Below are 25,844 nucleotides of genomic sequence, written 5' to 3' on the forward strand. Positions count from 1 at the left end.
ACGGGGTCAGGGACGGAATTTGGCGACGTAGTCGTTCATCGTGGCGAGCTGGTAGCGGGACACCTCGTCGGCGTTCTCGTTCTCGGCGAACACACTCGACACCATGACCGAGTCGTCGCGGTCGTAGAAGCCGATCTCGCCGAGTGTGCCGAAGAACTCGTCCCAATTGACGTCGCCGTCGCCGATCTTGAGGTGCTGGTGCACGCGTACGGCGTTACCGGGCGGGTTGGTGATGTAGCGAAGCCCTTGTGAGGCATGATGATCCATGGTGTCGGCCACGTGCACCAGGCGAAGCATGTCACCGGCGGTCGTCATGATCTCCCGCATGTTGCCGCCCATGTGGAAGCTGTGGCAGGCGACGTAGACCAAACCGAAGTTCTTCGAGTTGATCCCGCGGATCATGCGGATCGCGGCCAACCCGTCCTCCACGAAATCATCTGGGTGCGGATCGATCCGGACGTCGATGCCCTCACGTTCGATGATCGGCACGAGTTCCTCCATCGACCGGTAGAAGGCCCGCTCGGACTCCTCCGGCTTCTCCGGACGACCGGAGAACTCGGTGTTCATCACGTTCACGCCCAGATCGACGGTGATCTGGATGGCGCGTTTCCAGTAGCGCACGGCCGCCTCGCGGGCGTCCTCGTCGGGCCCGGACCACCGCAATACCGGTAGCACCGAAGCGATTCCGACGCCGGCGTCCTTGCACGCCCGGCGAAACCTCGCGACGAGATCGTCGTCGGCCTTGGGATGATTGAAGAACGGGATCATGTCGACGTGCGGGGTCAGCTGCAGGTACTCGTACCCGAGATCGGCAACCACGCCCGGCAATTCGAGCAGCGAATGGGAATGATGGAACGGCGTGGGATCGAGGGCGACCTTCATGGATCAGGCCCCCGCAATCGATGCGCGGTCGACCATGTCGACGGTGACGATCTCGCCGGTCTCGAGAGCCTTGACACCCGCCGCGCACACCGCGGCCGCGGCATAACCGTCCCACGCACCGGGGCCGTCGACGTTGATGCCGGCCTTGACGGCGTTGACCCACCGCTGGATCTCGGCATCGTAGGCGGCGCCGAAGCGCTCCACGAACGACGGCGTGATATCGCCGCCCCAGATCCCCGCAACCTTCCTTCCTCCGGCACTGGACTGCACGGGGTTGCGCTGCTTGCGCACCACGCCGCCCTGGTCGAGACCGATGAAGGCAGAACCGAATTCACCGACGACCTCGGTGCGCACCTCGTAGGCGACACCGGTGGTGACGAAGCACTCGACGTCGATGTGGCGACCCGACGCGGTACGGAAGATCGCGATCTGCGGGTCCTTGAGGCCCTCGGGCGCCTGCGAATTGGAACCCGGCGCGATGATCTGCACCGAGGCGATCTCCTCGTCGAACAGGAACCGGGTGACGTCGACCTCGTGGACGATCGAATCCTTGACGATCATCGCCGAGTCGAAACCCGGTGGGACCATCGGGTTGCGGTGCACGCAATGCGCCACCAGCAGCTGCCCGAAGGTGCCGTCGTCGATGAGCGACTTCAGCTGCTCGTATTCGTGATCGAAGCGCCGCATGAACCCGACCTGGATCAGCTTGCGCCCCAACTCCGCTTCCCGCTTGACGACCTCCAGGGAGGTGGCCACATCGGTGGTCAGCGGCTTCTCGCACATCACCGGCTTGCGGGCCTCGAGGCACGCCAGCAACTGCTTCTCGTGGGTGGGACCGGGGGTGGCGAGGATGACGGCGTCGACATCGGGATCGGCGATCGCGTCGAGCGGATCGTTGATCACCCGGCAGCCCGGAATCGTCGCCGCGAGTTCCTCGGCCTTCTCCGGGAAGTAGTCGTTGAGGACGGTGACGGTGGCGCCCTTGATGCGTTCGGTGATGCGGGCGACGTGGTCGGCACCCATCATCCCGACGCCCAGGACGGCGATACGCAAGTCGGTCATGGTGTACTCCGTGAAATAGTTCGGGGTGAAATAAGTTGGAGGGAGAGAGAATCAGCTGAAACGGACGGCCGGCACACCGCACGATCCCAGATACTTCTGGGTGCGCTGGGCGATGGGCAGCGGGGCATCGGGACTGCAGGGGTACATGTCCTGCTCGACGATGCCGAAGATGTCGATGTCGAGAGCGGCGACGGCCTCGAGCAGCGGCGGCATCTCCGGGATGCCACGCGGCGGTTCGGTCATCGCGCCCAGGCGGACCGCCTCGCCGAACGGCAGGTCATCGGCGGCGACCTTGGCCCGAACCTGCTCGTCGACCTGCTTGAGGTGCAGGTACCCGATGCGGTCGGGGTGGGCGTTGATGATGGCGATGTTGTCGCCTCCGCAGTAGCTGACGTGACCGGTGTCCAGGCACAGGTTCACGAACTGCTGGTCGGTGTTCTCCAGGAACCGGTAGATGTTCTCCTCGGTGTCGACGTGGGAGTCGGCATGCGGGTGGTATTGCGCTCGCACACCGTACTTCTCGAACATCGCCTTGCCCAGTTCGTTCATGCCCTGGGTCTTCTTGCGCCACTGCTCATCGGTGAGCGTGCGATCCTCGAGCACCTCGCCGGTGGCCGGGTCGCGCCACATCTCCGGGATGACGACGACGTGCTTGCCGCCGACGGCTGCGGTCAACTTGGCGACATCCTCGATCTGAGTCCACACCGCATCCCACGAATCGTCCTGGTGCAGATGCTCGAAGACCGTGCCGGCCGAGAGCTTCAGCCCGCGACTGCCGAGCTCGTCGCGCAACTGCTGCGGATCGGTGGGCAGATAACCGAACGGGCCCAACTCGATCCACTCATAACCCGACGCGGCGACCTCGTCGAGGAAGCGGGTGTAGGGGGTCTGCTGCGGATCGTCGGGGAACCAGACGCCCCACGAGTCGGGGGCGGAACCGACGAGGATCTTCGACATCACTGAACTCCATTGTTCGACGGGGCGGGATTGTTCGACGGCGCAGGGGAGTCGGCCGGCGTGGTGGGGGCGAGATAGGGGCGCTGGACGGCTTTCCACTGCTCGTAGACGCCGTAGGCCTGCTGGGTGGATTCCAGGGTCGAGGTCTCCGATACCGGGACGTCCCACCAGGATTCACTGTCGGGGGCACCGATCAGCGGATCGGTCTCGACGTGGATGACGGTGGTGCGGTCGGCGACCTTCGCGGTCTTGATGGCGTCGGCGAATTCGGCGGCGGTGCCGGCACGGATGACGTCGGCGCCCAGGGATGCGGCGTTGGCCGCCAGGTCGATCGGAAGCGTGGACCCGTTGAGGCGTCCGCTCTCACCGCGATAGCGGTAGTCGGTGCCGAATCGCTGCGACCCCAACGACTCCGAGAGCGAGCCGATGGAGGCGAAGCCATGATTCTGCACGAGCACCACGATGACCTTCAGGTTCTCTTGGACGGCGGTCACCAATTCGGTGGCCATCATCAGATACGAACCATCGCCGACCATGACGAACACGTCGCGGTCCGGGCAGGCCATCTTGACGCCGAGACCACCGGCGACCTCGTATCCCATGCAGGAATACCCGTATTCGACGTGATAGCCCTTGGCATCGCGGGTCCGCCACAACTTGTGCAGATCGCCGGGCATCGATCCGGCGGCACACACCACCACGTCGCGCGGATCGGAGGTCTCGTTGACCAGACCGATGACCGAGCCCTGGGTCAGCGCCTCCTCGCCGGTGGCGACGTTGACGCCGACGGCGGTGGGGGAGTACGCGTCGTCGACGATGCGATCCCACTCGGCGGCGAGCTCGGCGACCCGGTCACGGTAGGACTGCTCGACGCGGTGATCGGCCAGCAGCTCGTCGAGCGTCTCGATGGCCTCCCGGGCGTCGGCGACGACGCTGTAGCCGGCATGCTTGACCGAATCCAGGGATGCGACATTGATGTTGACGAAACGCACGCCCTCGCCGGTGAACGCGGTACGCGAGGCGGTCGTGAAATCGCTGTAGCGCGTGCCGATCCCGATGACGACGTCGGCGTCGGCGGCGAGCGCGTTGGCGGCGGTGGTGCCGGTGGAGCCGATGGCACCCACCGACTGTGGGTGGTCATAGGGCAGCGAGCCCTTGCCGGCCTGGCTCTGGCCGACCGGAATGCCGGTGCGCGAACAGAAGTCGGCGAGCGCCTCGGTGGCGCCGGAGTAGATGACCCCGCCACCGGCGACGATCAGCGGTCGGCGTGCCGAGCGGATGATCTCGGCTGCCTCGGCGATCACGCGACGTTCGGGCAGCGGACGCGCCACATGCCAGGTGCGTTCGGCGAACAGCGATTCGGGGAAGTCGAACGCCTCGGCCTGCACGTCCTGCGGGATGGCGACGGTCGCGGCGCCGGTCTCCACCGGGTCGGTCAGCACTCGCATTGCGCCGAGTAACGCGCCGGCCAGCTGCTCCGGCCGCCACACGCGGTCGAAGTACCGCGAGACCGGCTTGAACGCATCGTTGACGGTGACATCACCCGACGAGGGCAGCTCCAGCTCCTGCAGCACCGGGGAGGTGGCGCGCGTGGCAAAGGTGTCGGCCGGCAGGAGTAGCACCGGAATCCGGTTGATGGTGGCCAGTGCGGCGCCGGTGAGCATGTTGGTGGCACCGGGTCCGACCGAGGCGGTCACGGCCCACGACTGCAGACGATCCTTCATCCGGGCATAGCCGACGGCCGAATGCACCATCGCCTGCTCGTTACGTCCGAGCACGTACTTCAGCGACAGCTCGCGCCCGGCATCGACGTCGTCGATCTCGTTCTGCAGCAACGCCTGTCCGAGTCCGGCGACGTTGCCGTGACCGAAGATGCCGAAACAGCCGGCGAAGAACTTCGACCGCTCGCCGTCACGCTCGACGTACTGGTTGGCCAAGAAGCGCACGGTCGCCTGCGCGACGGTCAGCCGGACGGTCGGTTCACCGTGCGGGGTGCGGACGCCGGTCACGCCGCCGGCGCGCCCCTGGTTGATCGGTGCCACGATGACTTCTTTCTCAGTGGTGGGTGGTGGTCAGTGGGAGTTGTTGTCGTGCAGCGGGAGACGCGGATCGATCTCCTGATGTTCCCAGCTGCCGCGCAGCCAGGTGTGGGCGGGATCGTCACAGATCTTCCAGGCCCGTTCGGGGCCCGGTCCGGCCATCACGTTGAGGTAGTACATGTGATAGCCGGGAGCGGCGATCGACGGTCCGTGATAGCCGTGCGGTACGAGGACGACGTCACCCGAGCGGACCTCCTCGAGCACCTCGATGGGGCGCTCGGGCGTTCCGTACACCCGGTGATAGCCGAAACCGGTTATCTGACTGAACTCGAAGTAGTAGATCTCCTCGAGCTGCGATTCGACCTCGGAGTTCTCGTCATGCTTGTGCGCGGGGTAGCTCGACCAGTTGCCGCTCGGGGTGATGACCTCGCAGGCGATGATCGAGTCGGCCTCGAACACGTCGGCGGTGCCGAAGTTGTGGACCTGCCGGCTACAGTTGCCCGCACCGCGAAGCTCCACCGGCACACCGGCCCTCGGACCGTACCGGAACGGCAGCGTCGTCGACGCCCGTGCGCCGCACAGTGCGAATCGGCCACCGTCGGCACTGGTCACGGTGAACTCCGAGTCCCGGCCGACGTAGGCGAAGTCACTCGGCCCGTCGAAGACGCTCTGGCGACCCTCGAGCTCGAACTGTCTTCCGTCGCAGGCCACCACGGCCGAGCCGGACAGCGGGATCACGATGATCTCGTCGGGCCCGGAGCTGCGCGTGATCGAGTCACCCGGACCCAATTGCGCCACCCAGAGCGAGGATTCGCTCCAACCGGCGGACTCCGGCGTCACGTCGACACTCAGCGGCGCGGCGGCGCTGCCGGCCGGGATGTAGTACTTGCTGTTCATGGTGTTGCCTCAGCTCACCAGGTTCACGGCGGTGTCGACCGCGGTGGCGACGTCGTCGTCGGACGGATACAGCAGGGTGCGGCCGACGATGAGTCCGCGAACGGATGGAATCGCCAGTGCCCGTTCCCAACTCGCGAAGGTCTCTTCGGGCGCGGTCTGCGGGTCGCCACCGAGGAGCAGCGTCGGCATCGTGGTGGCGTCCATGACGCGCTCCATCTCGTCGACGACCGGCAACTTCAGCCAGGTGTAGGCCGACGTCGAGCCGATGCCCTGGATGATGTGCATCGACTTGATCACTGCATCGGCGCTCAGGTCGTTGCGGACCTTGCCCTCGATCCGTTGGGACATGAACGGCTCGAGCATCGCGATCACCTCGCCCGCGGCGAGTTCGTCGACCGCGGCGGCGCACGAGGTCAACATGTTCAGGGTGCCGGGATCGTGGAGATCGATGCGGCAGAGCATCTTTGCGCCGTTGAGGCCGGCCTCGACGGTCCAGGAGGCGGTGGCCGCGGTCATCCGGTCGTCGAGTTCGAACGAGGAGCCGGCCAGTCCGCCACGGTTCATCGACGAGAACACCACCTTGTCCTCGAGCGCCCCGAGAAGCAGCAGATCCTCGAGAATGTCGGAGGTGGCGAGGACGCCGTCGACGCCGGGGTTGGCCAGCGCGACGCGCAGGCGGTCCAACAGATCGGTACGGCTGTTCATGGCGGTCGGGTTCTTGCCCACCGACAGCGCGCCGCGGGCCGGGTGATCGGCGGCGACGATCATCAGCCGCTCGTCACCGTTGACGGTGTCGCGCCGACGCCGGCGAGCCCAGGCCTGTCCGATGATCTCGGGGCGCTGTGCGCGGACGGCGGTCACCTCGGCGTAGGAGGTGCAGGTGGGCAACTCGGTGAGCAGGTCGGTCGGGGTGATCGTGGTGGCGAGTTCAGACATGGAGGCTCTCCTGGGCGTTGTCGGTGCCGGTGGATGCTGCGGTGGCAGCGAACGCGGCGACCTCGTCGGCGGTGGGCATGGCAGTGGAACATTCGAGGCGACCGGCGACGATCGCGCCGGCGGCGTTGGCGTGCAGCAGGATCTTCTCCAGTGGCCACTCCGAGAGCAGTCCGTGGCACAGCGAGCCACCGAAACTGTCACCGGCGCCGAGTCCGTTGACGACGTCGACCGGGAGCGGGGCGACCTCGACGGTCTCGTGACGCGTCTTGCCGAGCACTCCGCGCGGTCCCTGCTTGACGATCGCGAGTTCGACACCGAGGTCGAGCAGTGCGTCGGCAGCCTTGTGCGGATCGGTCTCACCGACGGCGACCTCGCACTCCTCGCGGTTGCCCACCGCGACGGTCACCTCGGTCAGTGCGCGCTGCACCTGCTCGGTGGCCGCGGCCGGTGACTCCCAGAACATCGGGCGGTAATCGAGATCGAGCACCGTCAGCGGTCGACGGGCCCGAGCCTCCCATGCCGCGAAATGTGCGCTGCGCGAGGGCTCTTCGGACAGTCCGGTCACCGTCGACCAGTACAGTCGAGCATCGGCGACGGCGACGGTGTCGATATCGGCGACGGCGACCTGCAGGTCGGGGGCGGTGGGCTTGCGATAGAAGTACAGGGGGAAGTCGTCGGGCGGGTAGATCTCGCAGAACGTCACCGGTGTCGCGTACACGTCGTCGACGCCGACGAAGCGGTTGTCGACGCCGAGTCGGGCCAGCTCGGCACGGACGAAGCGGCCGAACGGGTCGTCGCCCACGCCGGAGATCAGAGCCGCGGAGTGTCCGAGCCGGGCGGCCGCGACGGTCACGTTGGCTGCGCTGCCGCCGAGGAACTTACCGAAGCTGGTGACCTCCTCGAGGCCGACGCCGATCTGCTGCGGATAGATGTCGACGCCGCTGCGGCCGATCGCCAGCACGTCGAAGACGGGTGTTGGTCGGGCTGTGGTCACGGACTGCTCCCTGCTCGTAAGTCGTTCGCGGTGTTCGCTCCTCCACTGTGCGGCACACCACAGAGCAATGTCAAGACTTTGTCCTGACATTCGGACCTGGCATAGTGGGTGGCGCGGATCACAGCCGCCACGAGTGCGGTGCCGAATGCAGCAACCAGGAAGGGATTCCCATGACGACGAGTGCAGTGTCCGGGTCCTCCGCCGAATTGCCGGTGGGGATCATCGGTTTCGGCTGGATGGGCCGAGCCCACGCGCAGGCGTACGCCCGAGTGGCGCACCACTATCCGCAGCTGCGCCCGGCACCCCGGTTGGTGGCCATCGCCGACGACGTGCCCGGGCGGGCCGACGCGGCGGGGCAACAGTTCGACGCACGTGGCGTCACCGACTGGCGCGACCTCGTGGCCGATCCCGCGATCGCCGGGGTGAGTGTGACCGCACCGAACTTTCTGCACTGCGAAATCGGTTGTGCGGTGGTCGAGTCCGGCAAGCACCTATGGATCGAGAAGCCAGTCGGGCTGTCGTCGGCCGACGCCCGTGCCGTCGCCGACGCGGCGCACCGGGCCGGGGTGAGCACCGCGGTCGGGTTCAACTATCGCAACGCTCCCGCGGTCGCGTTGGCACGGGAGATCGTGGCAGCCGGGGAGATCGGCGAGGTCACCCACGCGCGTTTCCGGTTCTTCAGCGATTACGCCGCCCATCCTGACGGCGCGCTGAGCTGGCGCTTTCAGCGTGAACGCGGCGGCAACGGGGTCCTCGGTGATCTCGCCTCGCACGGCGTCGACCTCGTCTGGTATCTCCTCGGCGGTATCGACTCACTCATCGCCGACACCGCGATCTTCATCGACACCCGGCCCGAGCCGACCGGCGCGACGTCGGGCCACCAGCTGGCCACCGGGGGTGTGCGCGGGCCGGTGGAGAACGAGGATTACCTGTCGGCGCAGTTGCGGATGACCTCGGGCGCGCGGTGCGTCCTGGAGGCGAGTCGGGTGTCGGTGGGCGAGCAGAATTCGTACGGATTCGAGATCCACGGCACCACCGGAATCGTGCGGTGGGACTATCGCCGCATGGGTGAACTCGAGATCGGGCGCAGCGGCGCGTCCCGGGTGATCCAGGATCTGTCGGTGTCGACGCTGTTCGTGGGCCCCGGCCACGGACAGTACGGCGCCTTCCAGCCGGGCTCGGCCAACGCCATGGGTTACGACGATCTCAAGGTGATCGAGGCCGCCCGATTCGCCGCGGCCATCGCCGGCCCCGACGCACTCGCCCAGGTGGGGCCGGGTGCCACCATCGACGACGCGGTGCGTGCCGCCGAGGCGCTCGACGCCATGACGGCCTCGGTGCGCGAGGGGCGATGGGTCTCGCCCGCACCGGTGGAGGCGGTCTCGAGCGCCTCGTGACCTCACCACCGCAGCCGAGTGGGGATTTTCCGCGCGCGTTGGCACTGCTCGGTGCGGGCGCGATGTTCATGGAGATCCTCGATGCCACCATCGTCGTCACGGCCCTGCCGTCCATTGCCGCGGGCTTCGGCGTGGGGGCGCTCGATGCGGCCGGGGTGGTCACCGCCTACCTGATCACGTTGGCGGTGCTCATCCCGTTGAGCAGTTGGATCGCCGAGCGCTTCGGTGTGCGCCGGGTGTTCGTGCTCGCACTGGTGGTGTTCACCCTCGCGTCGGTGGGATGTGCTCTGGCGCCGTCACTTCCGGTGCTGATCGGGATGCGGGTGGTCCAGGCGGCCGGTGGGGCGATGATGGTGCCGATCGGGCGGCTCGCGGTTCTGCGGGCGGTGTCGGTGGGGCATGTGGCGCGGGCGATCGCCTACCTGACCTGGCCTGCGCTCGTTGCGCCGGTGGTGGCACCGCTGCTGGGCGGGCTGATCGTCGAGCACGCCTCCTGGCAGGTCATCTTCGTCCTCAACATTCCGATCGGCATCATCGGAGTCGTTGCCGCACTGCGTATTCTGCGACCCGACGTTGGGCGGCCGATTCGTCGGCTCGATGTGGTCGGGGCGTTGGGCACGATGGTGGCGGTCGGTGCGGCGATGACCGTGGCGGAGGTGCTCTCCGCGACGCCGGTGCGCTGGGTGATCGTCGTGGCAGGGCTGGTGGTGGCCATTGTCGTCGGCGTCGGCACCGTCGTACATCTGCGTTCGGCGCGCGATCCGTTGCTGAATCTCGCTGTGCTGCGCATACATTCCTTCGCCTCGGTGATCGGATACGGCACGGCGTACCGGCTTGCGATCAGCGCGGTGCCCTTCGTGGTGCCGCTGATGCTGCAGGTGCATTTCGGCTGGTCGCCGGTGACGGCCGGCGCGATGGTGACCGCGCTTTTCGCCGGCAACGTCGTCATCAAACCCCTGACCACACCGTTGATGCGCCGCTGGGGAATCCGCCGCGTTCTCCTGGTGGTGTCGGCGGCGTCGGTGGTGACGTTCGTGGCGTTGGCCGCGGTCGGTGCAGCGACGCCGGCGTGGCTGCTGGCGCTCGTGCTGGTGGTGTCCGGGATGCTGCGGTCGATCGGTTTCTCCGCGTACAACACGCTCGCCTTCGCCGACGTGGGGGAAGTGCGACTCGGTGACGCGAATGCCCTGCACGCTGCCGTGCAGGAACTGGGCAATGCCTTCGGTGTTGCGCTGGCGTCGATGGCGATCGCACTGCTCGGCACGACGGCAGCGGTGCTCCCGGCCGGGGCGTATTCCGCGGTCTTCGTGATTCTGGCCGTCGTGATGGTGGTCTGCGCGGTCGGCGCGAGCGCTCTGCCCTCGCGGGTGGGTGCGCACGCACTCGGCACTCGCTGATTTCTCAGTATGTCCGGACAAAGTATTGACTTTTGGATGTGATCCGACTTACATCGACAGTGAATCAACGACGCCGGTGCGGCTTGTCGGCCGATTCGTTCGCCCCCAACCAGAGGATCACCCCATGACCAGCAGCGTGGAGTCGCCGTCGTCGAGTACGACGCCGGACCGGTCGGTCGATGCAGCAGTCGGGTGTGCGCTGGTCGGCGTCGTGTTCGACGCCTCCAACCCGTTCGAGGCCGACCTCGTCGACGCGCTCTATGCCGCGGCCGACCGGCGTGCGGTCACGCCCGGACAGTCGTCGTATCGCCTCGCGCTGAGCGGGCACGGGCGTGCACGGACCCGCCGACGCGCCGTCACCGATCTGGTCGGCATGGGCTGCGACGGCATCATCGTCATCGGCGCCACCCATGACGACGATCTCGACCTCCCGGCGGCCTCGGTGGTCATCGGCGAGCGTGTCCCCGGGTTGGGCCGCGTGACCGTCGGCACCGACGAATGGCAGGGCGCCCATCTGGCGGTGCAGCACCTGATCGATCTGGGGCACAACGCGATCGTCCACATCGGCGGCGGCGACCACCCCTGCGCCGCGGAGCGGCAGCGCGGCTACATCGGTGCAATGACCGCGGCCGGACTGCAGCAGCATTGCCAGATCCTGCGCGGCGACTACACCGAAGAGGCCGGGGCCCGGGTGGCCCACGAGATCCTGGAACGACTGCCACGGCCGACCGCGGTCTTCCTCGCCAACGATCGGATGGCGTTCGGTTTCGTCGACGTCATGCGCGCGCAGGGGGTGGAGATCCCGGCCGAGATGTCGGTGGTGGGCTACGACGACGGACATCTCGCCGGTGTCGAGGGCGTGGAGTTGACGACGGTCCGTCAGGACGTGCCTGGTCTCGCCGACGCCGCGATCGAGGCCCTCGGCCGCATCCTGGCCGGTGTCGAGGTGGCTTCTGCTGCTTGCGGATTCCATGGCGAGGTGGCCCTGGAACCGCAACTGGTGGTCCGGTCGACGACGGCCGCGGTCAAGGAGATCGCGGTGGCACCCACCCCGGAGCGCCCCGACGTTCCGGCCCGGCGCCGGTGGGGACTGATGCTCGACGACCTCGGCGATGAGGTGCAGCGGGCGCTGGGTACCCCGGGGCTGCTGACCGGGTCCATCGAGGTCGTCGCCAGCGCATCGACGTTGACGGCGTGGCGCATTGCCGATCGGCTCGGAATCATGGCCAGCTACGGACTGTATGAGGATCTGCTCGAGGATCCCGACATCGACGCCGTACTCGTGGCACTGCCAGGCGATCTCGGCGACGACTGGGCCCGCAAGGCCCGTGAGGTCGGCAAACACGTCTACCGGATCGGCTGATTCCCAACACTTCTCGCATCGTTGTCGGAAAGGACACCTGTGCCCGTGCATCTTCCCGCTGCCCGTACCCCCGACCCCCGGTCGGCACCCGCCATGCGCTGGGGCATCCTCGGCCCCGGGTGGATCGCCTCGAGGTTCGTTGCGGCGTTGCAGAAACACACCTCCCAAGAGGTCGTTGCCGTCGGTTCGCGATCGGCCGACCGCGCCGAGGAGTTCGCGCGGAGCTTCGGGATCGCCGCTCATCACGGGTCGTACGAGTCGCTGCTCGCCGACCCGTCGGTCGACATCGTCTACGTGTGCACCCCGCACACCGAGCACCGGCCCGGCGCACTCGCCGCGTTGGACGCCGGAAAGCACGTCTTGGTGGAGAAACCGCTGGGCATCAACGCCGAGCAGGCGCGTGAGATCGCCGAGAAGTCCACGCGAACAGGGTTGTTCGCCGGTGAGGCGATGTGGTCGCGATTCCTGCCCAAGTTCGATGTCCTGCGGCAGGTACTCGACTCCGGGATGCTCGGTGAGATCCGCACGGTGATGGCCGACCACGGCGAGTACTTCACCACCGATCACCGCATCTACGATCCGGCCCTGGCCGGCGGTCCGATGCTCGATCTCGGCTCCTACCCGGTGGTCTTCGCGCACTGGGTCCTCGGCGCCCCCACCGACATCGCCGCCCTCGGTACCCCGGCGAATGCCGAACTCAACGGCCAGATCTCGGCGGTGCTCGGCAACGTCGACGGTGCGCAGGCGGTGCTCAACACCACCATCCTCTCCGACACCCCGACATCGGCGGCGATCTGCGGAGTCGATGGACAGGTGCGGATTCCCGGGCCCTTCTATCAGCCGGGACCGTTCGAGGTGCGTCTGCGCGACGGCGGTGTACTGCGACACGACGAGGAACACGGCGGCCATGAGGACGGGCTGCACTACTCGGCGGCCGACGCCGCCCGTGAGATTGTCTCGGGCAACCGCGAATCCACCCTCCACCCGCTCGACGACGTGATCTCGACCCTGACCACCATGGACGCCATCCGCGCACGTCTCGACATCGTTTTCCCCGGGGAGCAGCACGCATGACCATTCGTATCGGCATCATCGGCGTCGGCGTGATGGGCGCCGATCACGCCCATACCCTCGATCGCTATGTCAACGGCGCGGAGGTCACCGCGATCGCCGACGTGAACGCTGCGTCGGCGAATACGGTTGCTGCGCAGTTGCGTTCCGCCCGCGTGGTGGACGACGCGCAGGCTCTGATCGCCGCCGACGACGTCGACGCCGTCATCATCGCCTCGCACGATTCGACCCACGCTGCGCTGACCCTCGCGGCGATCGATGCGGGCAAGCCGGTGCTGTGTGAGAAGCCGCTCGCGCCGACGGTCGCCGAGTCACGCTCGGTGTGCGCGGCCGAGAAGCGCAGTGGCCGTTCCCTGATCAGCGTCGGATTCATGCGCAGATTCGACCCCTCGTATGTGGACCTGCGACGCAGCGTCACCTCGGGCGAACTCGGCGAGGTGCTCGTCGCGCATTGTGTGAGCCGTACGGTCGAGGCCCATCCCGACGGTGATTCGGCGTCGACGGTGACCAACTCGGCCATCCACGAACTCGATGTGATGCCATGGCTGATCGGTTCGCCGATCGCCGAGGTGAGTTGGCACGCCGGACGCTCCTCGCGGCACGCCGGTCGTCGCATCGATCCGCAGATCCTGGTGATGCGCACCGAATCCGACATACTCATCACCGTGGAGGTATTCCTCAACGCGCAGTACGGATACGACACCCGGTGCGAGGTGGTCGGGGAGGAGGGCGTTGCCGCGCTGACCTTGCCCTCCACCGTGGTCACCGACCGCGAGCGCGCCCGATCGCTCGCCTACCCCGCTGACTGGCGTCCGCGCTACGCCGATGCCTACCGTGAGCAACTCTGCGAATGGGTCCGCGCCCTGGAAACCGGTCGAACCCCGCGCCTGGCAACCGCCGAGGACGGCTTACGCGCCGCGATCGTCGCCGAAGCCGTCATCGAATCGATGACCCACAATGGGCAAGTGGTTCCGGTGGCCTACGGTCGCGAGACCATCGGGGCATAGCCCGGGCAACTCAGATACCTTTCCCCTCGATGGTCGAGGCCCTTCCCGGCGGTCGAGGTGTCCCTTTCACCGGTGATCGAGATGTCTTTTTCTGGTGGTCGAGGAGCCATTCTCTGGTGGTCGAGGTGTCTTTTTCTGGTCGTCGAGGAGCCATTTTCTGGTGGTCGAGGTGCGACGAGCGCCAGCGAGGAGCCTCGAGACCCGGTGAGTCACAGCTGGTTCCATCCCACAGCAGTACCATGTCACCGTGGGTAGGTGACGATCACCTGCCCCGTCCGTCGGTTCCGCCACTGCACCCGCCGATCGGTGTAGAGCGTTGGTACCCATTCGGCGAGGTGTTTGCGTTGGTGATCGGCCCGGCAGAGTGGGATGAGGTCGCCGAGTACTGTCCAGCCTCCGGCTTCGGGGTTGGTGTGGTTGAAGGGTTGCCAGTGGTCGAGGTCGCACAGGTGTGACGGCATCCCGCAGTAGGGGTATCGGCACCACGCATCATTGGCCAACACCTCAGCGCGCAACTTTGCGCTGGGTGCATAGGTCAATGCCCCAGGGGGTGGCACGGTGTGGCCACCGTGTCCGGTCGGATCGGCCGGTGGGGCTTGCGCGCGGTCGGAGATCTGCGGGATGAGTGGTCCGGCGGCCCGGGCGGATTCGGGGTAGTGGATGGTTTTCGCTATCTCGGACAGGGTGGTGGCGTAGTCGGGGTCGATGGGCCCGTATCCCTGCAACCGGGGCACCAGCACACCGTCGGGGTCCGTCAACACCGTCAGTACGGGTGCCCCGGGTACGACCAAGGCCCGTCCGAAGGCCACGGGCACCTCATCCGGCGTCGGCTCATTCATAGGGTCGGGGATCTCGGGTTCGACGACGGGCTCGACGAACTCGACTTCGGGAGCGTCGGCGTCGGCGGGTTCGGGGAGCAGGTCGTCCCATGCTGCCGCATCCTCGGCGTCAGCGGGTGTTTCCGCCGACCCGTTGCTGTCTGTGCTGCCGCCTCGTTTTGGGCAGTCGTCCTGTCCGCATTCGCAGTCGAGGTGGGCTCCCGGGACGCCGGTGATCTCCCCGAGTGCGATCACCCGCAGCGACCCCACACGGCGGGGGTCCTTGCGGCAGGTCCGTTCGTCAACGAGGGCGTTGATCTGCGTTGCGAGAAACACCCCGTAATGGGCGGGGACGACCGCATCCAGAGAGGAGTGCCCCGCAACATCGGCGGTGATGGTCACGTGTCCCACCAGATCGGTGATGGTGTCGCGGTCCTCGATCACGCTGTCGGGGTTCATCGAAATCAGCGCAGCGTCAAGCTGTTGCGATAGCACAGGGTCGGTCGTGGCCCGGGACCCGTAATCCAGGACGATCTCCTCGAACGACATCCCAGACTCGTCACCGTCGGTGCTTTCGCTGTCGGTGTCGCTGTCGGTCTCGGTGTCCGCGCCACGTTGGGCGGCGCGCGCCATGATCGAAGCCCGGTTGGTGGAGAGTTCCCCGTTCAGATAGGCGGCACGGATCAGCGGTAGCTTCTCCAGGAGGTCCGCCAGCGCTATCCAACTCCCGGCTTTGCTGCGGGAGACCTTGAACTGCAACGACACCTCGGCCCGGCCGAGTCTCTCGGCATGCTCGACGACGGAACCCCACACACCGGTCTCGGGCCGATCGGCCAGATGCTCGTGAAATACCCGCTCCGCCAGCGCGGCAGCAGCCAGCACCGTCCGGGCTTCGTATTTGCGGGACTCGCGGAGCAGGTCCGGGCCGGTTTCGGTGAGCTCATCCCGTGACATCGACGTGATCGCGGCAGCATCGGCATCTGGATCGGTGAACGTCAACACACTCGACATCCGAACAACCTCCCCTCCCGCGATCGGACTTGATGAGAACAAGTGTACGAAGGGGTACCGACAAAACCGGCGCGGCAGCGTCGGTCCGACAAAATCTGTGGACAACTATTTTCGGACGCGTCGAGCGGGCGTCGATGTGGTTGCGACACTAGTCATCTCGCCGGGTCTCGAGGCTCGCCGCACGCGGCTCGCACCTCGACCACCGGGGGGACGGGTCGAACATCGGTCAGGAAGCGATGGTCGCTCGTTCCGATGGTCGAGGTGCCGAGGAGCGCCAGCGACGAGGCCTCGAGACCTCTCTCGCCGACGGGTGTCCGCTCCACCCGCCGAGCCGGAACCAGCGTCGCTGCAAGCGGTCTCGAGGCTCGCCGCACGCGGCTCGCACCTCGACCACCGGGGGGACGGCCAAGCATCCGCGATCGAAGCGCTCGCCCATCGGGGGGAAGGGAGTGAGCGTCGGGTGATGGAAGCTCTCCACCATCGGGGGAAGCCCGTCTGCCGAGTGTTATCCGTGAACGGAGACCTTCTCCTGTTCTAGCGCGCGGTCGGCGTCGAGCAGCACGCCGGCGGCGATCTCGAGGCCTTCGATGCGGCCGAGTGAGACGTCCTCGTGCTCGATGTTGACCATCATGTCGGGATCGACGTCACGTAGAGCGCGAAGGAATTCGGTCCAGTAGGCGGTGTCGTGGCCGCGACCGAGTGCCACGAAATCCCATGCCGAGTCCTTGGGCCACTCGTTGGCCCATTCGTCGCCACCGAGGTTGGTGCGCTCCTCGGTGGGTGCGAGTCGGCGGAACCGGTTGTCCAGAACGCCGTACAGTGCGGCGTTCTCGGTGTTCACCCGTACGTCCTTGGCCGCCGCGTGGAAGACGAGTGGGCCGAGTTCGCGGACGACGGCCACCGGGTCCATCTGCTGCCAGAACAGATGCGACGCATCGAGTTCCACGCCGACGTGGGTGGCGCCGGTGAGTTCGACGAGCTTGCGGACATCGGCGGTGTTGAAGACGAGGTTCTGCGGGTGCAGTTCGAGTGCGACCTTCACGCCGTGATCGGCGGCGAGTCGGTCGGTCTCGCGCCAGAACCGTGCGGCCACACCCCACTGGTAGTCCAGGACGTCCAGTGCTGCCGAATTCCAGGCGTTGACGATCCAGTTCGTCACCGTGGCAACGGGTTCCCCGCCGGGCAGGCCCGACATCGTCACCACACGCGTCTGGCCGAGCCGTTCGGCCAGACGGATGGAGCGGCGGACATCCTCGGCGTGACGCTCGCCGATCTCGGGCTTGGGGTGCAGCGGGTTGCCGTTGCAGTTGAGGCCGGCGATCGAGACCCCGGTGCCGTCGAAGAGTGCCAGGTAGTCGTCGCGTGCGGCGTCGGAGACCAGGATTTCGTCGAACGTCGGAACGTGCACCGCGGGAAGGAATCCGCCGGTGTTGATCTCGATACCAGTGAGGCCGAGATCGCCGATCACCTTCAGTGCTTCGGGCAGTGGGCGATCGTGCAGGATGGCGTTGTAGACACCGAGCTTCATGGTGGTGTGTCTCCTTGTAGTCGTGGAAAGTGGGTGACGGTCAGGCGTTCTCGAGCGGCTTGACGTCGACGGTAGCTCCCGCGTTGGCCGCGGATTCGGCGATCGAGGCAACCACCCGCATCGAATGCAGGCCGGTCTCGAAGTCCGGGAGGGGACCGAGGACGTCGATGCCGGCCACCTGGTCGAGGAAGGCGCGAGCCTGGTAGGCGAACAGTTCGGCCTTGCCGTGGCCGACGCCGCCGGCGTCCATCGGCAGGCCACCGCGGATGTAGGGATGATCGGGGCCGATGGTGATGCGACGTGGACCGTTGAGGTCGGCGCGCACGTCGTCGGCGGCGAGGTGGAACTCCGCGATGCGCGCGAGCTCCCACGACGCCGACCCGCCGGTGCCGAACAGCTCGAACCCCAGTCCATCGGGCAGACTGTGCGCCACCCTCGACGCCGAGAACGTACCGATCGCACCGCAGGCGAAGGTCGCGGTGAACGTTGCGATGTCCTCGTTGCCGACGGGCTCCATCTCGTCGGAGACCGCGCCCTTCGTGTGACCGTAGGTGGTGCCGATCGGAACCGGACGTTCGGTGATCACCGTGTGGAAGCGTGCGCCGGAGATCGACACGATGGGTCCGCAGATGAACTCACCGAGATCGATGAGATGACTGCCGACATCGGCGAGAGCGCCGGTGCCGGGCTCGCCCTGATAGCGCCAGGTGATCGGCGAGGTCGGGTCGAGCGCGTAGTCGCACCAGTAGTGCCCGTTGAAGTGCACCAGGTCGCCGACGGTCCCGGCGGCCAGTTCGCGACGGATCTGCTCGACGGCCGGCGCGCGACGGTAGGTGTAGCCGACCGCGGCCTGCGTCGAGGCGTCGCGGGCCGCCGACAGCATGGCCTCCGCATCGGAAAGTGAACCGGCAAGCGGCTTTTCGCACAGCACGTGCTTGCCGGCGGCCAGTAGTCCCTCGACCATTTCGCGGTGCAGATGGTTGGCGACGACCACGCTGACCACGTCGATGTCGTCGGCTGCGGCGATGGACTGCCAGTCGTACTCGGCCCGCTCGTATCCGTATCGCTTGGCGTTGTCATCGGCGATCGCGGGATTCGCGTCGGCGATCGCCACCAGACGCACGTCGGGCCGGTCGGTGCCGAACAGGGTGGACGCGGTCCGATAGCCGGCAGCGTGCGCGCGGCCGGCCATACCGCCGCCGATGACGGCGACGCCGAGGGAGTTCGAGGACATGGGATCTCCGGGGTTGGTGACGAATAGTGGATGAGAGGTCTGCTGTACCGGTCTACTAAACCGGTCTAGTTCGTCTACTATGAACGCCGTCACGCCACGGTGTCAAGCCTTGACGGGCACGGGTGGAGAGTCCAGGTAGAGAAGGGGGAGTGTTCGATGCGATCGTCGTCGAATCGACCGACCATGCAGGACGTCGCCGACAAGGTGGGGGTGTCCAAAGCGACTGTGTCGCTGGTCTTTCGCAAGGCTCCCGGGGTCGGCGACGACACGCGCCGTGCAGTGATGGCGGCGGCCGAGGACCTCGGCTACCGGATGAACCGGACAGCAGCGCTGATGACGGCCCGCCGTTCTCATCTGATCGGTGTGGTCGCCCAGATCAGCAACAGCTTTCACGCCGAGATCGCCGAGGCGCTGGTCGCGGCGGCCGACCGCGCGGGATACGAGATCGTCCTGGGCGCGGTGACCCCGACGCACGGCGAAACACGCGTCGTCGAGACGCTGCGCGACTTTCGTTGCGAGGGAATGCTGCTCATCGGCCCGGAGCTCGACACCGCATCGATCGAGGAGTTCGCGGCAGAGGTGCCCACGGTGGTCCTCGGCCGGCGCATCGCCTCCGGGTCAGTCGATGTCGTTCGCACCAACGACGGCAAGGGTATTGCGGCGGTGGTCGATCACCTCGTCGACCTCGGTCATACGAAGATCGTGCATGTGGCCGGCGGGCCGGGGTCCATCGCCGCAGACCGTCGCGCCGGGTTCCTGCGTGCACTGCGGCATCACGGTATCTCCGCCGCCGACGCTGTGGTGGAAGCGGAGTCGTTCACCGAGGACGCGGGGATGGCCGCGTCGCGAGCCCTGCTGTCCCGCGAGTTGCCGACCGCGGTGGTGTGTGCCAACGATCGACTTGCGATCGGTGTGCTCGACGAACTGCGCCGAGCGGGAGCCGAGGTGCCACAGCAGGTCTCGGTGACCGGCTATGACGACAGCGTCATGGCCCGCTTGAGCAACGTTGATCTCACCACCGTGAGCCAGCAACCGCACGCGCAGGCCGATCGCGCCATCGACGCGGTGGTGTCACGCCTCGACGGTCACCGCACCGAGCGGTCGGTCGTGACGTTGGTACCCGAACTCGTCGTGCGCGGCACCACGTCTGCGCCGCGCGAACGCTGAGGCCGGTATCACCAGAACTCTCACCGACGAACGAACTCCCGCACCGGTGACCCGGTGCGGGAGCTCGTCCCGTGTTCACAACCGCATGTTCACGTCGCGATCAGATGAGTTCCTTGATCTTGCGACTCGGGTAGATGCGGCCGGTGGTGACGTCTTCCTCGACCTCTTCCAGTGTGCGACCCCGGGTTTCGGGCGCCTGTGTCCAGACGAAGAGCAGAGCGAGGATGCCGACGCCGCCGAAGAGGAAGAAGGTGCCGGTGATGCCGGTGGCGGCCACCAGCGTCGGGAAGAACAGTCCCAGAAGGGCGTTGGTGATCCACAGGCAGAACACCGAGATGCCGATCGCCAGACCGCGGATGTGCAGCGGGAAGATTTCCGACAGCAGCACCCAGGTGGCGACGTTGAGGAAGGTTTGCATCGATCCGACGAACAGGACCACGAGTGTCAGGATCACCCACGGTCGTGCCGCGTTGCCCTCCGGCAGCGCGAGGGACGCGATGCCGATGAGGAAGTGGCAGACGGTGGTGAGGCTGTAACCGAGAATCAGGGTGGTGCGGCGATTGATCTTCTGGGCCAGCCAGAGTGCGGTGGTGGAGCCGATGACCGCGATCACGCCGGGAGCGATGTTGGCGATGAGGGCGGCGTTGCTGGCGAATCCGGCATCCTTGAGCACCGACTGGCCGTAATACATGATCGAGTTGATGCCGGTGAGCTGCTGTGCCACACCGAGTCCGATACCCACGAGCACGATGCGTCGAATCCAGCGGTTGTCGCGCAAGGCGGTCCAGCTGCCGCGGATCGCGGTCTCCTCCATCTCGTGGAGTTCCTCGACCATGTCGACCTCGGCGCGGGCGCGCTGCTGCGAGCGGATCGTCTTCAGCACGTCGTAGGCGTCTTCCCGGCGGTTCTGCGAGATCAACCAGCGCGGGGATTCGGGCACGCGGATCATGCCGACCATCAGGCAGACCGCCGGGAGCGCGGCGACCGCGAGCATGATGCGCCAGACGCCGTCCTCTTCACCCCAGATGTTGCCGATGATGGCGTTGATGACGAAGGCCGCGAGCTGACCGACGACGATCATCACCTCGTTGCGACCGGCGAGCGAGCCACGGATCTCATATGGGGCCAGCTCGGCGAGGTAGACCGGGACCACGGTCGACGCGGCGCCGACGGCCAGGCCGAGGATCACGCGGCCGATGACCATCACCCCGAAGCCCGGCGCGAAGACGCAGGTGAGGGTTCCGATGAGGAACAGGGTCGCGAGAAGTGTGATCGACTTGCGGCGGCCGATCGCGTCGGAGAGTCGTCCGCCGGCGATGGCACCGAACGCCGCGCCGAACAGCAGTGAGCTTGTGACGACGCCCTCGGTGAACGGGGTCAGTCCCAGCTCGGTCTTCATCGGCTCGAGAGCACCGTTGATGACGCCGGTGTCGTAGCCGAAGAGCAGGCCGCCCAGCGTGGCGATCAGCGCCACGGCGTGCAGACGCCGCCGGAACGGTCCCGTTCCCAGCGGCGGAAGAATCGAATGTTTCAGACCCGGGTGGTCGTCTGTGGTGGACATGGCACTCCTTGGTTTGACTTACACCTACCACCATCAGTGATGGCAGTCACATCCGTGATCGTAACCCAGTATGTGCAAATGTCCTAACAAAACTTCGACAGAATCTGGTTGACAACTGAGGGGAGCCGCGCTGTCCGCGGGCCGGACCGTGGTGGTGGCGGGAGTAACAAGCAGCTATGAACTGCGTGGATGTCCCAATAGACGGCTTCTGAGAACCGGATCACATGGAGAGTGCGAGCTCTACTCACGTCACCATTGAGGAATTTGGTCCCCACATCGGATGGTTGCATGTCCGTACAAATACGATCCGCAGTCAGCGTGGCTCGAGTCCCGCCGCCCGGTACGCGTCGTCGATGTAGGCCATGTTGGTGACGGCGTCGTCGAGATCGATCGGCAGGGACGCGCCGTCGCGCAGTGCCGCTGCGAAGGCTTCGAGCTGAAAGGTGTAGGTGCTGCGGCGGGTCACCTCCTCCACGCGGGTATCCGATGCTGTGGTGATGCCCAGGCGGTTGTCACGGGTCGGCGACAAGAAGTCGTGCAGGGTCAGCGATCCGGTGGTGCCGACGATGTGTGCGCGGAATGTGTAGTGGTCGTCGAGCATCGTGTTGGTGTTGACGCCGGTGGCGCCGTTCGGGAAGGTGACCTCGATCCGGCTCGATGCGTCGATCTGGTCACCCCGCACGATCGCCGACGCTCCGGTGATCCGCGGCGCTCCGCCGGCGAACGGGCCGAGGGTGCGCAACAGGTGCAGGCCGTAACAGCCGAGATCCATGACGGAACCGCCGGCGAGTCGGTACTCCCAGCGTGGGTCCGAGGGCGCCGGTTCGGGCATGCCCATCGTGATCTCGATCGTTTGCAGATCGCCGCACACCCCGCTGTGCAGCACGTCGAGGGTGCGGTGCATCAGCGGGTGGAACCGGTAGTGGAATCCCTCGAGCACCAGAACGCCGGCCGCGCGTGCCTGCGCGGCTACCTGCTGCGCTTCGACGGCGTTGCGGGCGAACGGTTTCTCGCTGAGCACCGGCACGCCCGCCGCGATCGCCGCCAGATTCCACGGCCCGTGCAACGCATTCGCAAGCGGGTCGTAGATCAGATCGATTTCCAGGTCGCTGATCACCTCGGCATAGGAGTCGACGATGCGCTCGACACCGTGGGTGGTTGCGAAGGACTCCGCGCGATGCCGATCGCGGGCGGCGACCACGGTCAGTCGGTGTCCGAGTTAGTGGGCGGGCCCGACGATGGCGTTCTCGGCGATCCGCGACGCCCCGAGAATCCCGATACGCAGCGGCGGTGCGGTCATACCCCCGACCGTACTCAGACGACCGCCGGTCGGCAGATCCGCCGCAGGAACGACATCGACACCGCGACGTCGGCAGCCGCGTCGTCGGCGGCGGCGTCGTCGGTGAGGATGGTGTCCTGCTCGAGGACGAACCAGCCGCTGTATCCGTTCTCGCGCAGCGTGCTCACGACGTGTTCGATCCGGGCGTCACCGGCGCCGAGTGGCACGTACATTCCTGCGGCGACGGCCTCGGTGTAGGTCGCCGCGCCCTGCTGGACCCGTTGTGCGAGATCCACGCGGACGTCCTTGAGGTGGGCGTGCCGGATGCGGTCGCCGTAGTTCTCGGCGATCTCGACGGGATCGGTACCTCCGATCAACAGGTGGCCGGTGTCCAGGCACAGGCCGATGGACGAATCCTCCAGCACGCGAATCACTTCGGCTCGGTTCTCGATCATCGTGCCGACGTGGGGATGCAGCGCCGCGACAATGTTCTGCTCGGCGACGAGCGCGTCGATCCGATCGAGGTTCGTCAGCAGTGTGCGCCAGGCGTCGGCGTCGAGCACCGGCCGGGAGTCGTATCCGTCGGTGCCGGTTGCCGCCGCGAGCACCAGGACGTCGCCGCCGGAGACGGCCAAGCGTTCGAGTGCGGCGCGGACCTGTGGTGCCGGATCGTGGTCGGCGTCGTGCAGGACGACGGGAACGAAGGACCCGACGCAGCGCAGGTCATAGGAGTTCAGGGTGTCGCGCAGGGCGGCCGGGTCGTCGGGCAGGAAGCCTTCCGGGCCGGTCTCTGCGGCACTCATCCCGAGTTCGCGCATCTCGCCGAGAACGCGTGCGGGGTGCAGTTGCAGGCCCCAGCCGGGTACTTCGCACACACCCCAGGAGATGGGGGCGGCGGCGATTCGTGGGTCGTTGGTCATGGTGACACCTCTGGGGTGAGAAAGGATGTGGCGGTTACGGGGTGTGGCGGCGGTCGAGTTCGGTGAGTTCGCGCTCGAAATGTGCTGTGGTGAAACGTGCATCGAGGGCGCGGGCGACGAGTTCGGCCTGGGTCTCGCCGGCCAGTCCCGACAGTGGCTGATCGAGATCAAGGTTGCTGGGAAAGGCGTAACCCTCGGCCGCCGAAGCGATCACGTTCGCGACCGCGGTGCCCTCGCCCTGGTCGGCCAGAACGAGTAGCGACGGATATAGTGCGCGCAGCATCGCCGAGCGGTCGACGGCGTCCATCGCCCGTCCGAAAGCCGAGGACACCTGCAGCAGATTCGCCATGCGCTTCACGTCGGTCGTCGTGTTGTGGCCGGCGGCGTGGAACAGCGCCGGATTGAAGAACACGGCGTCGCCCGCACGCAGCGGCAACTGGATGTGGTTGGCGGTGAAGTACTCCCGGAAATCCGGAAGGCCGAATGCCACGTACCCCTGCTCATACCGTTGCGAATACGGCAGATACATCGTCGGACCGGACTCCAGCGGCATGTCGACGTGCGCGACCGCGCCCTGCAATGTCAGAGCGGGCGAGAGACGGTGGATATGGGCGCGGAAACGTTCGGCGGTACCGGTCGACATGAAGCCGAGGTGGTAGTCGCGGTGCGGGTTCTGGGCGGCTCCACCGGGATTGACGACGTTGATCGCCGACGTCACCTGATACATCGGTCCGAGCCAGGCCTCGCAGATCAACGCCAGGATGTCGTTGCGGTAGTACTGCACGAACACCTCGGGGTCGCGAAGAGCGAGCTTCTGCAACGCATTCCAGATCCGGTCGTTGGCGCCGGGGGCGGCGAAGTGATCGCCGAAGGATTCTCCGGCGGCATGCTGCTCGGCGATGATGTCGCCATAGATCCGAGTCGATTCGGCCAGCGCATTGCTCTCGTCGAAGGCTCCGGAGAACACGACGATACCCGGGCCGGTGAGCAGCGCGTCGGCGAGTTCATCGCTGATGGCGGCGCGCGTCTCGGGGTCGGCGATCCGCGGGCGCAGCGCGGCCGCGTCGTAGACGAGGACGTTGCGCGAGACGGACGTGGCGTGCGGATAGTCGGCGAGATCGGTGGTCTGCTCGATCGAGGCGACGAAGTCGTCGATCCGGCAGTCGTCCGGGGTCACGCGGCGGGCGCGAAGACTGGTGGCGAGGTGCATGGAACTCAGAATGGCAAGATCGTATTGTCCGAACAAGATCAGATTCCCATCAAGAATCCCTCAGGAGGGTCATGCCGCATCGCTATCCGGTACGGGAGATAGCTCGGCAGGCGGGCGTGTCCGAGGCGACCGTCGACCGTGTGTTGCACCGTCGGCCCGGTGTCCGGGAGGGCACGGTGCGCCAGGTCGAGCAGGCCATCGCCGACCTCGACCGGCAACGCGCACAACTGCGATTGTCGGGGCGACAATTCATGATTGACCTGGTCATGGAGACGCCGCGCCGATTCTCGTCGATGGTGCGCTCGGCACTGGAGGCCGAGTTGCCGGGCCTGCGCCCGGCGATCTTCCGGGCGCGATATCACCTGCACGAGACGTGGCCGGTCGAGGACCTGATCGCGACCCTCGATGCCATCGCGCGTCAGGGGAGTCAGGCCGTGGTACTCAAAGCGCCGGACACCCCCGAGGTTGCCGAGGCGATCGGACGCCTCACCGCGGCGCGTATCCCGGTGATCACGCTCGTCACCGATGTGCCCATGAGCACCCGCCTGGCATATGTGGGCATGGACAACCGGGCGGCAGGGGCCACCGCGGCCTACCTGATGCAGCAGTGGTTGCGGCACACCGACGTCGACATCCTGGTGATGACGAGCAGTGAGATGTTCCGTGGCGAGGAAGAGCGTGAGATGGGGTTCCGGACGGTCATGCGACGTGACGATCCGACACGGCACATCATCGACGTCTCCGGTTCCGACGGTCTCGACGCCACCAGTCGGCGATTGGCATACCGTGCGCTACAGGACAATCCGCGCATCGGCGCGGTGTACTCGATCGGCGGTGGCAACAAGGGCATCGTCGCAGCGTTCGCCGATGCCCACCGAGACTGCGAGGTCTTCCTCGGTCACGATCTCGGCCCGGCCAATCGGGATCTGCTGCGCAGCGGCGGTATCACCGCGGTGCTCCACCATGACCTGCGCTCGGACATGCGGCAGGTCGCGCAGACCGTGATGAGCCATCACGGCGCTCTCGCCGGGGGTCATCGTCCGCAGGTGTCGGAGATCGCCGTCATCACGCCGCACAACATCCCAGGCGACTGATCGACCTGTCAAAGACGCGC

General features: G+C 66.6%; 20 protein-coding genes and 1 pseudogene. 7 read left to right on the forward strand and 14 right to left on the reverse strand.

The window, feature by feature from the left end; all coding sequences use genetic code 11:
- Window positions 1-6 precede the first annotated feature (6 nt).
- Genes P3L18_RS11755 through iolC form a run of 7 tightly spaced genes read right to left on the reverse strand, consistent with a single transcriptional unit; the run spans window position 7 to window position 7,767 of the window.
- Entirely contained in the window at window positions 7-882 is an 876-nt protein-coding gene (locus P3L18_RS11755) for a sugar phosphate isomerase/epimerase family protein (protein ID WP_276114140.1), read from the reverse strand.
- A 3-nt stretch (window positions 883-885) separates the two neighbouring features.
- Window positions 886-1,944: a Gfo/Idh/MocA family oxidoreductase gene (locus tag P3L18_RS11760; RefSeq protein WP_276114141.1), complete on the reverse strand. Its 1,059-nt coding sequence runs from the start codon at window positions 1,942-1,944 to the stop codon at window positions 886-888.
- Between the two features lie 51 nt (window positions 1,945-1,995).
- The gene (locus tag P3L18_RS11765) at window positions 1,996-2,901 is read right to left on the reverse strand and encodes a sugar phosphate isomerase/epimerase (protein ID WP_020170502.1); all 906 of its coding nucleotides are present in this window, start codon (window positions 2,899-2,901) and stop codon (window positions 1,996-1,998) included.
- Window positions 2,901-4,943, reverse strand: a complete 2,043-nt coding sequence (gene iolD, locus P3L18_RS11770) for a 3D-(3,5/4)-trihydroxycyclohexane-1,2-dione acylhydrolase (decyclizing) (protein ID WP_276114142.1) — start codon at window positions 4,941-4,943, stop codon at window positions 2,901-2,903. The genes P3L18_RS11765 and iolD overlap by 1 nt, the downstream gene beginning before the upstream one ends.
- Before the next feature lie 30 nt (window positions 4,944-4,973).
- Complete coding sequence (iolB, locus tag P3L18_RS11775; protein WP_079930598.1) at window positions 4,974-5,837, reverse strand: 5-deoxy-glucuronate isomerase; 864 nt, start codon at window positions 5,835-5,837, stop codon at window positions 4,974-4,976.
- 9 nt (window positions 5,838-5,846) lie between these two features.
- Complete coding sequence (locus P3L18_RS11780; RefSeq protein WP_276114143.1) at window positions 5,847-6,773, reverse strand: aldolase; 927 nt, start codon at window positions 6,771-6,773, stop codon at window positions 5,847-5,849.
- Entirely contained in the window at window positions 6,766-7,767 is a 1,002-nt protein-coding gene (gene iolC / locus P3L18_RS11785) for a 5-dehydro-2-deoxygluconokinase (protein WP_006370334.1), read from the reverse strand. The genes P3L18_RS11780 and iolC overlap by 8 nt, the downstream gene beginning before the upstream one ends.
- Before the next feature lie 170 nt (window positions 7,768-7,937).
- On the opposite strand from iolC, the gene P3L18_RS11790 reads away from it, so the two are divergent.
- From P3L18_RS11790 to P3L18_RS11810, 5 genes are all read left to right on the forward strand, one after another.
- On the forward strand, window positions 7,938-9,164 hold the full coding sequence (locus P3L18_RS11790) for a Gfo/Idh/MocA family oxidoreductase (RefSeq protein ID WP_079930605.1): 1,227 nt from the start codon (window positions 7,938-7,940) through the stop codon (window positions 9,162-9,164).
- Window positions 9,119-10,561 carry an MFS transporter gene (locus P3L18_RS11795; RefSeq protein WP_276114144.1) on the forward strand — a complete coding sequence of 481 codons (1,443 nt, stop codon included), beginning with the start codon at window positions 9,119-9,121 and terminating at the stop codon, window positions 10,559-10,561. The genes P3L18_RS11790 and P3L18_RS11795 overlap by 46 nt, the downstream gene beginning before the upstream one ends.
- Window positions 10,562-10,685: 124 nt before the next feature.
- Window positions 10,686-11,924 (forward strand): substrate-binding domain-containing protein, encoded by a 1,239-nt coding sequence (locus P3L18_RS11800; RefSeq protein ID WP_079930594.1) that lies wholly within the window; start codon window positions 10,686-10,688, stop codon window positions 11,922-11,924.
- Between the two features lie 39 nt (window positions 11,925-11,963).
- Window positions 11,964-12,998 (forward strand): Gfo/Idh/MocA family oxidoreductase, encoded by a 1,035-nt coding sequence (locus P3L18_RS11805; RefSeq protein WP_079930593.1) that lies wholly within the window; start codon window positions 11,964-11,966, stop codon window positions 12,996-12,998.
- Complete coding sequence (locus tag P3L18_RS11810) at window positions 12,995-14,002, forward strand: Gfo/Idh/MocA family oxidoreductase (RefSeq protein WP_276114145.1); 1,008 nt, start codon at window positions 12,995-12,997, stop codon at window positions 14,000-14,002. The genes P3L18_RS11805 and P3L18_RS11810 overlap by 4 nt, the downstream gene beginning before the upstream one ends.
- Before the next feature lie 242 nt (window positions 14,003-14,244).
- Here P3L18_RS11810 and P3L18_RS11815 read toward each other — a convergent pair whose 3' ends face one another.
- The 3 genes from P3L18_RS11815 to P3L18_RS11825 all read right to left on the reverse strand — a co-directional run bounded on the left by P3L18_RS11815 (window position 14,245) and on the right by P3L18_RS11825 (window position 18,593).
- Window positions 14,245-15,831 carry an HNH endonuclease signature motif containing protein gene (locus tag P3L18_RS11815; protein WP_276114146.1) on the reverse strand — a complete coding sequence of 529 codons (1,587 nt, stop codon included), beginning with the start codon at window positions 15,829-15,831 and terminating at the stop codon, window positions 14,245-14,247.
- A gap of 505 nt (window positions 15,832-16,336) precedes the next feature.
- Entirely contained in the window at window positions 16,337-17,359 is a 1,023-nt protein-coding gene (locus P3L18_RS11820) for a sugar phosphate isomerase/epimerase (protein ID WP_276114147.1), read from the reverse strand.
- A gap of 40 nt (window positions 17,360-17,399) precedes the next feature.
- A complete protein-coding gene (locus tag P3L18_RS11825; RefSeq protein WP_276114148.1) occupies window positions 17,400-18,593 on the reverse strand; it encodes a Gfo/Idh/MocA family oxidoreductase in 1,194 nt (397 codons plus the stop codon).
- A gap of 156 nt (window positions 18,594-18,749) precedes the next feature.
- On the opposite strand from P3L18_RS11825, the gene P3L18_RS11830 reads away from it, so the two are divergent.
- Window positions 18,750-19,760, forward strand: coding sequence for a LacI family DNA-binding transcriptional regulator (locus P3L18_RS11830; protein WP_276114149.1), 1,011 nt, complete (start codon window positions 18,750-18,752; stop codon window positions 19,758-19,760).
- Between the two features lie 100 nt (window positions 19,761-19,860).
- On the opposite strand, the gene P3L18_RS11835 is transcribed toward P3L18_RS11830, so the two are convergent.
- From P3L18_RS11835 to P3L18_RS11850, 4 genes and pseudogenes are all read right to left on the reverse strand, one after another.
- Entirely contained in the window at window positions 19,861-21,321 is a 1,461-nt protein-coding gene (locus P3L18_RS11835) for a sugar porter family MFS transporter (RefSeq protein ID WP_006370659.1), read from the reverse strand.
- A gap of 313 nt (window positions 21,322-21,634) precedes the next feature.
- Window positions 21,635-22,621: pseudogene (locus tag P3L18_RS11840) on the reverse strand (Gfo/Idh/MocA family oxidoreductase).
- A gap of 14 nt (window positions 22,622-22,635) precedes the next feature.
- Window positions 22,636-23,520 (reverse strand): sugar phosphate isomerase/epimerase, encoded by an 885-nt coding sequence (locus P3L18_RS11845; protein ID WP_079930973.1) that lies wholly within the window; start codon window positions 23,518-23,520, stop codon window positions 22,636-22,638.
- Between the two features lie 34 nt (window positions 23,521-23,554).
- The gene (locus P3L18_RS11850) at window positions 23,555-24,730 is read right to left on the reverse strand and encodes a phytanoyl-CoA dioxygenase family protein (RefSeq protein ID WP_079930977.1); all 1,176 of its coding nucleotides are present in this window, start codon (window positions 24,728-24,730) and stop codon (window positions 23,555-23,557) included.
- A gap of 71 nt (window positions 24,731-24,801) precedes the next feature.
- On the opposite strand from P3L18_RS11850, the gene P3L18_RS11855 reads away from it, so the two are divergent.
- Window positions 24,802-25,824: a LacI family DNA-binding transcriptional regulator gene (locus P3L18_RS11855; protein ID WP_079930972.1), complete on the forward strand. Its 1,023-nt coding sequence runs from the start codon at window positions 24,802-24,804 to the stop codon at window positions 25,822-25,824.
- Window positions 25,825-25,844 lie beyond the last annotated feature (20 nt).

It is taken from the genome of Gordonia sp. N1V, assembly GCF_029269935.1.
GTDB lineage: Bacteria > Actinomycetota > Actinomycetes > Mycobacteriales > Mycobacteriaceae > Gordonia > Gordonia polyisoprenivorans.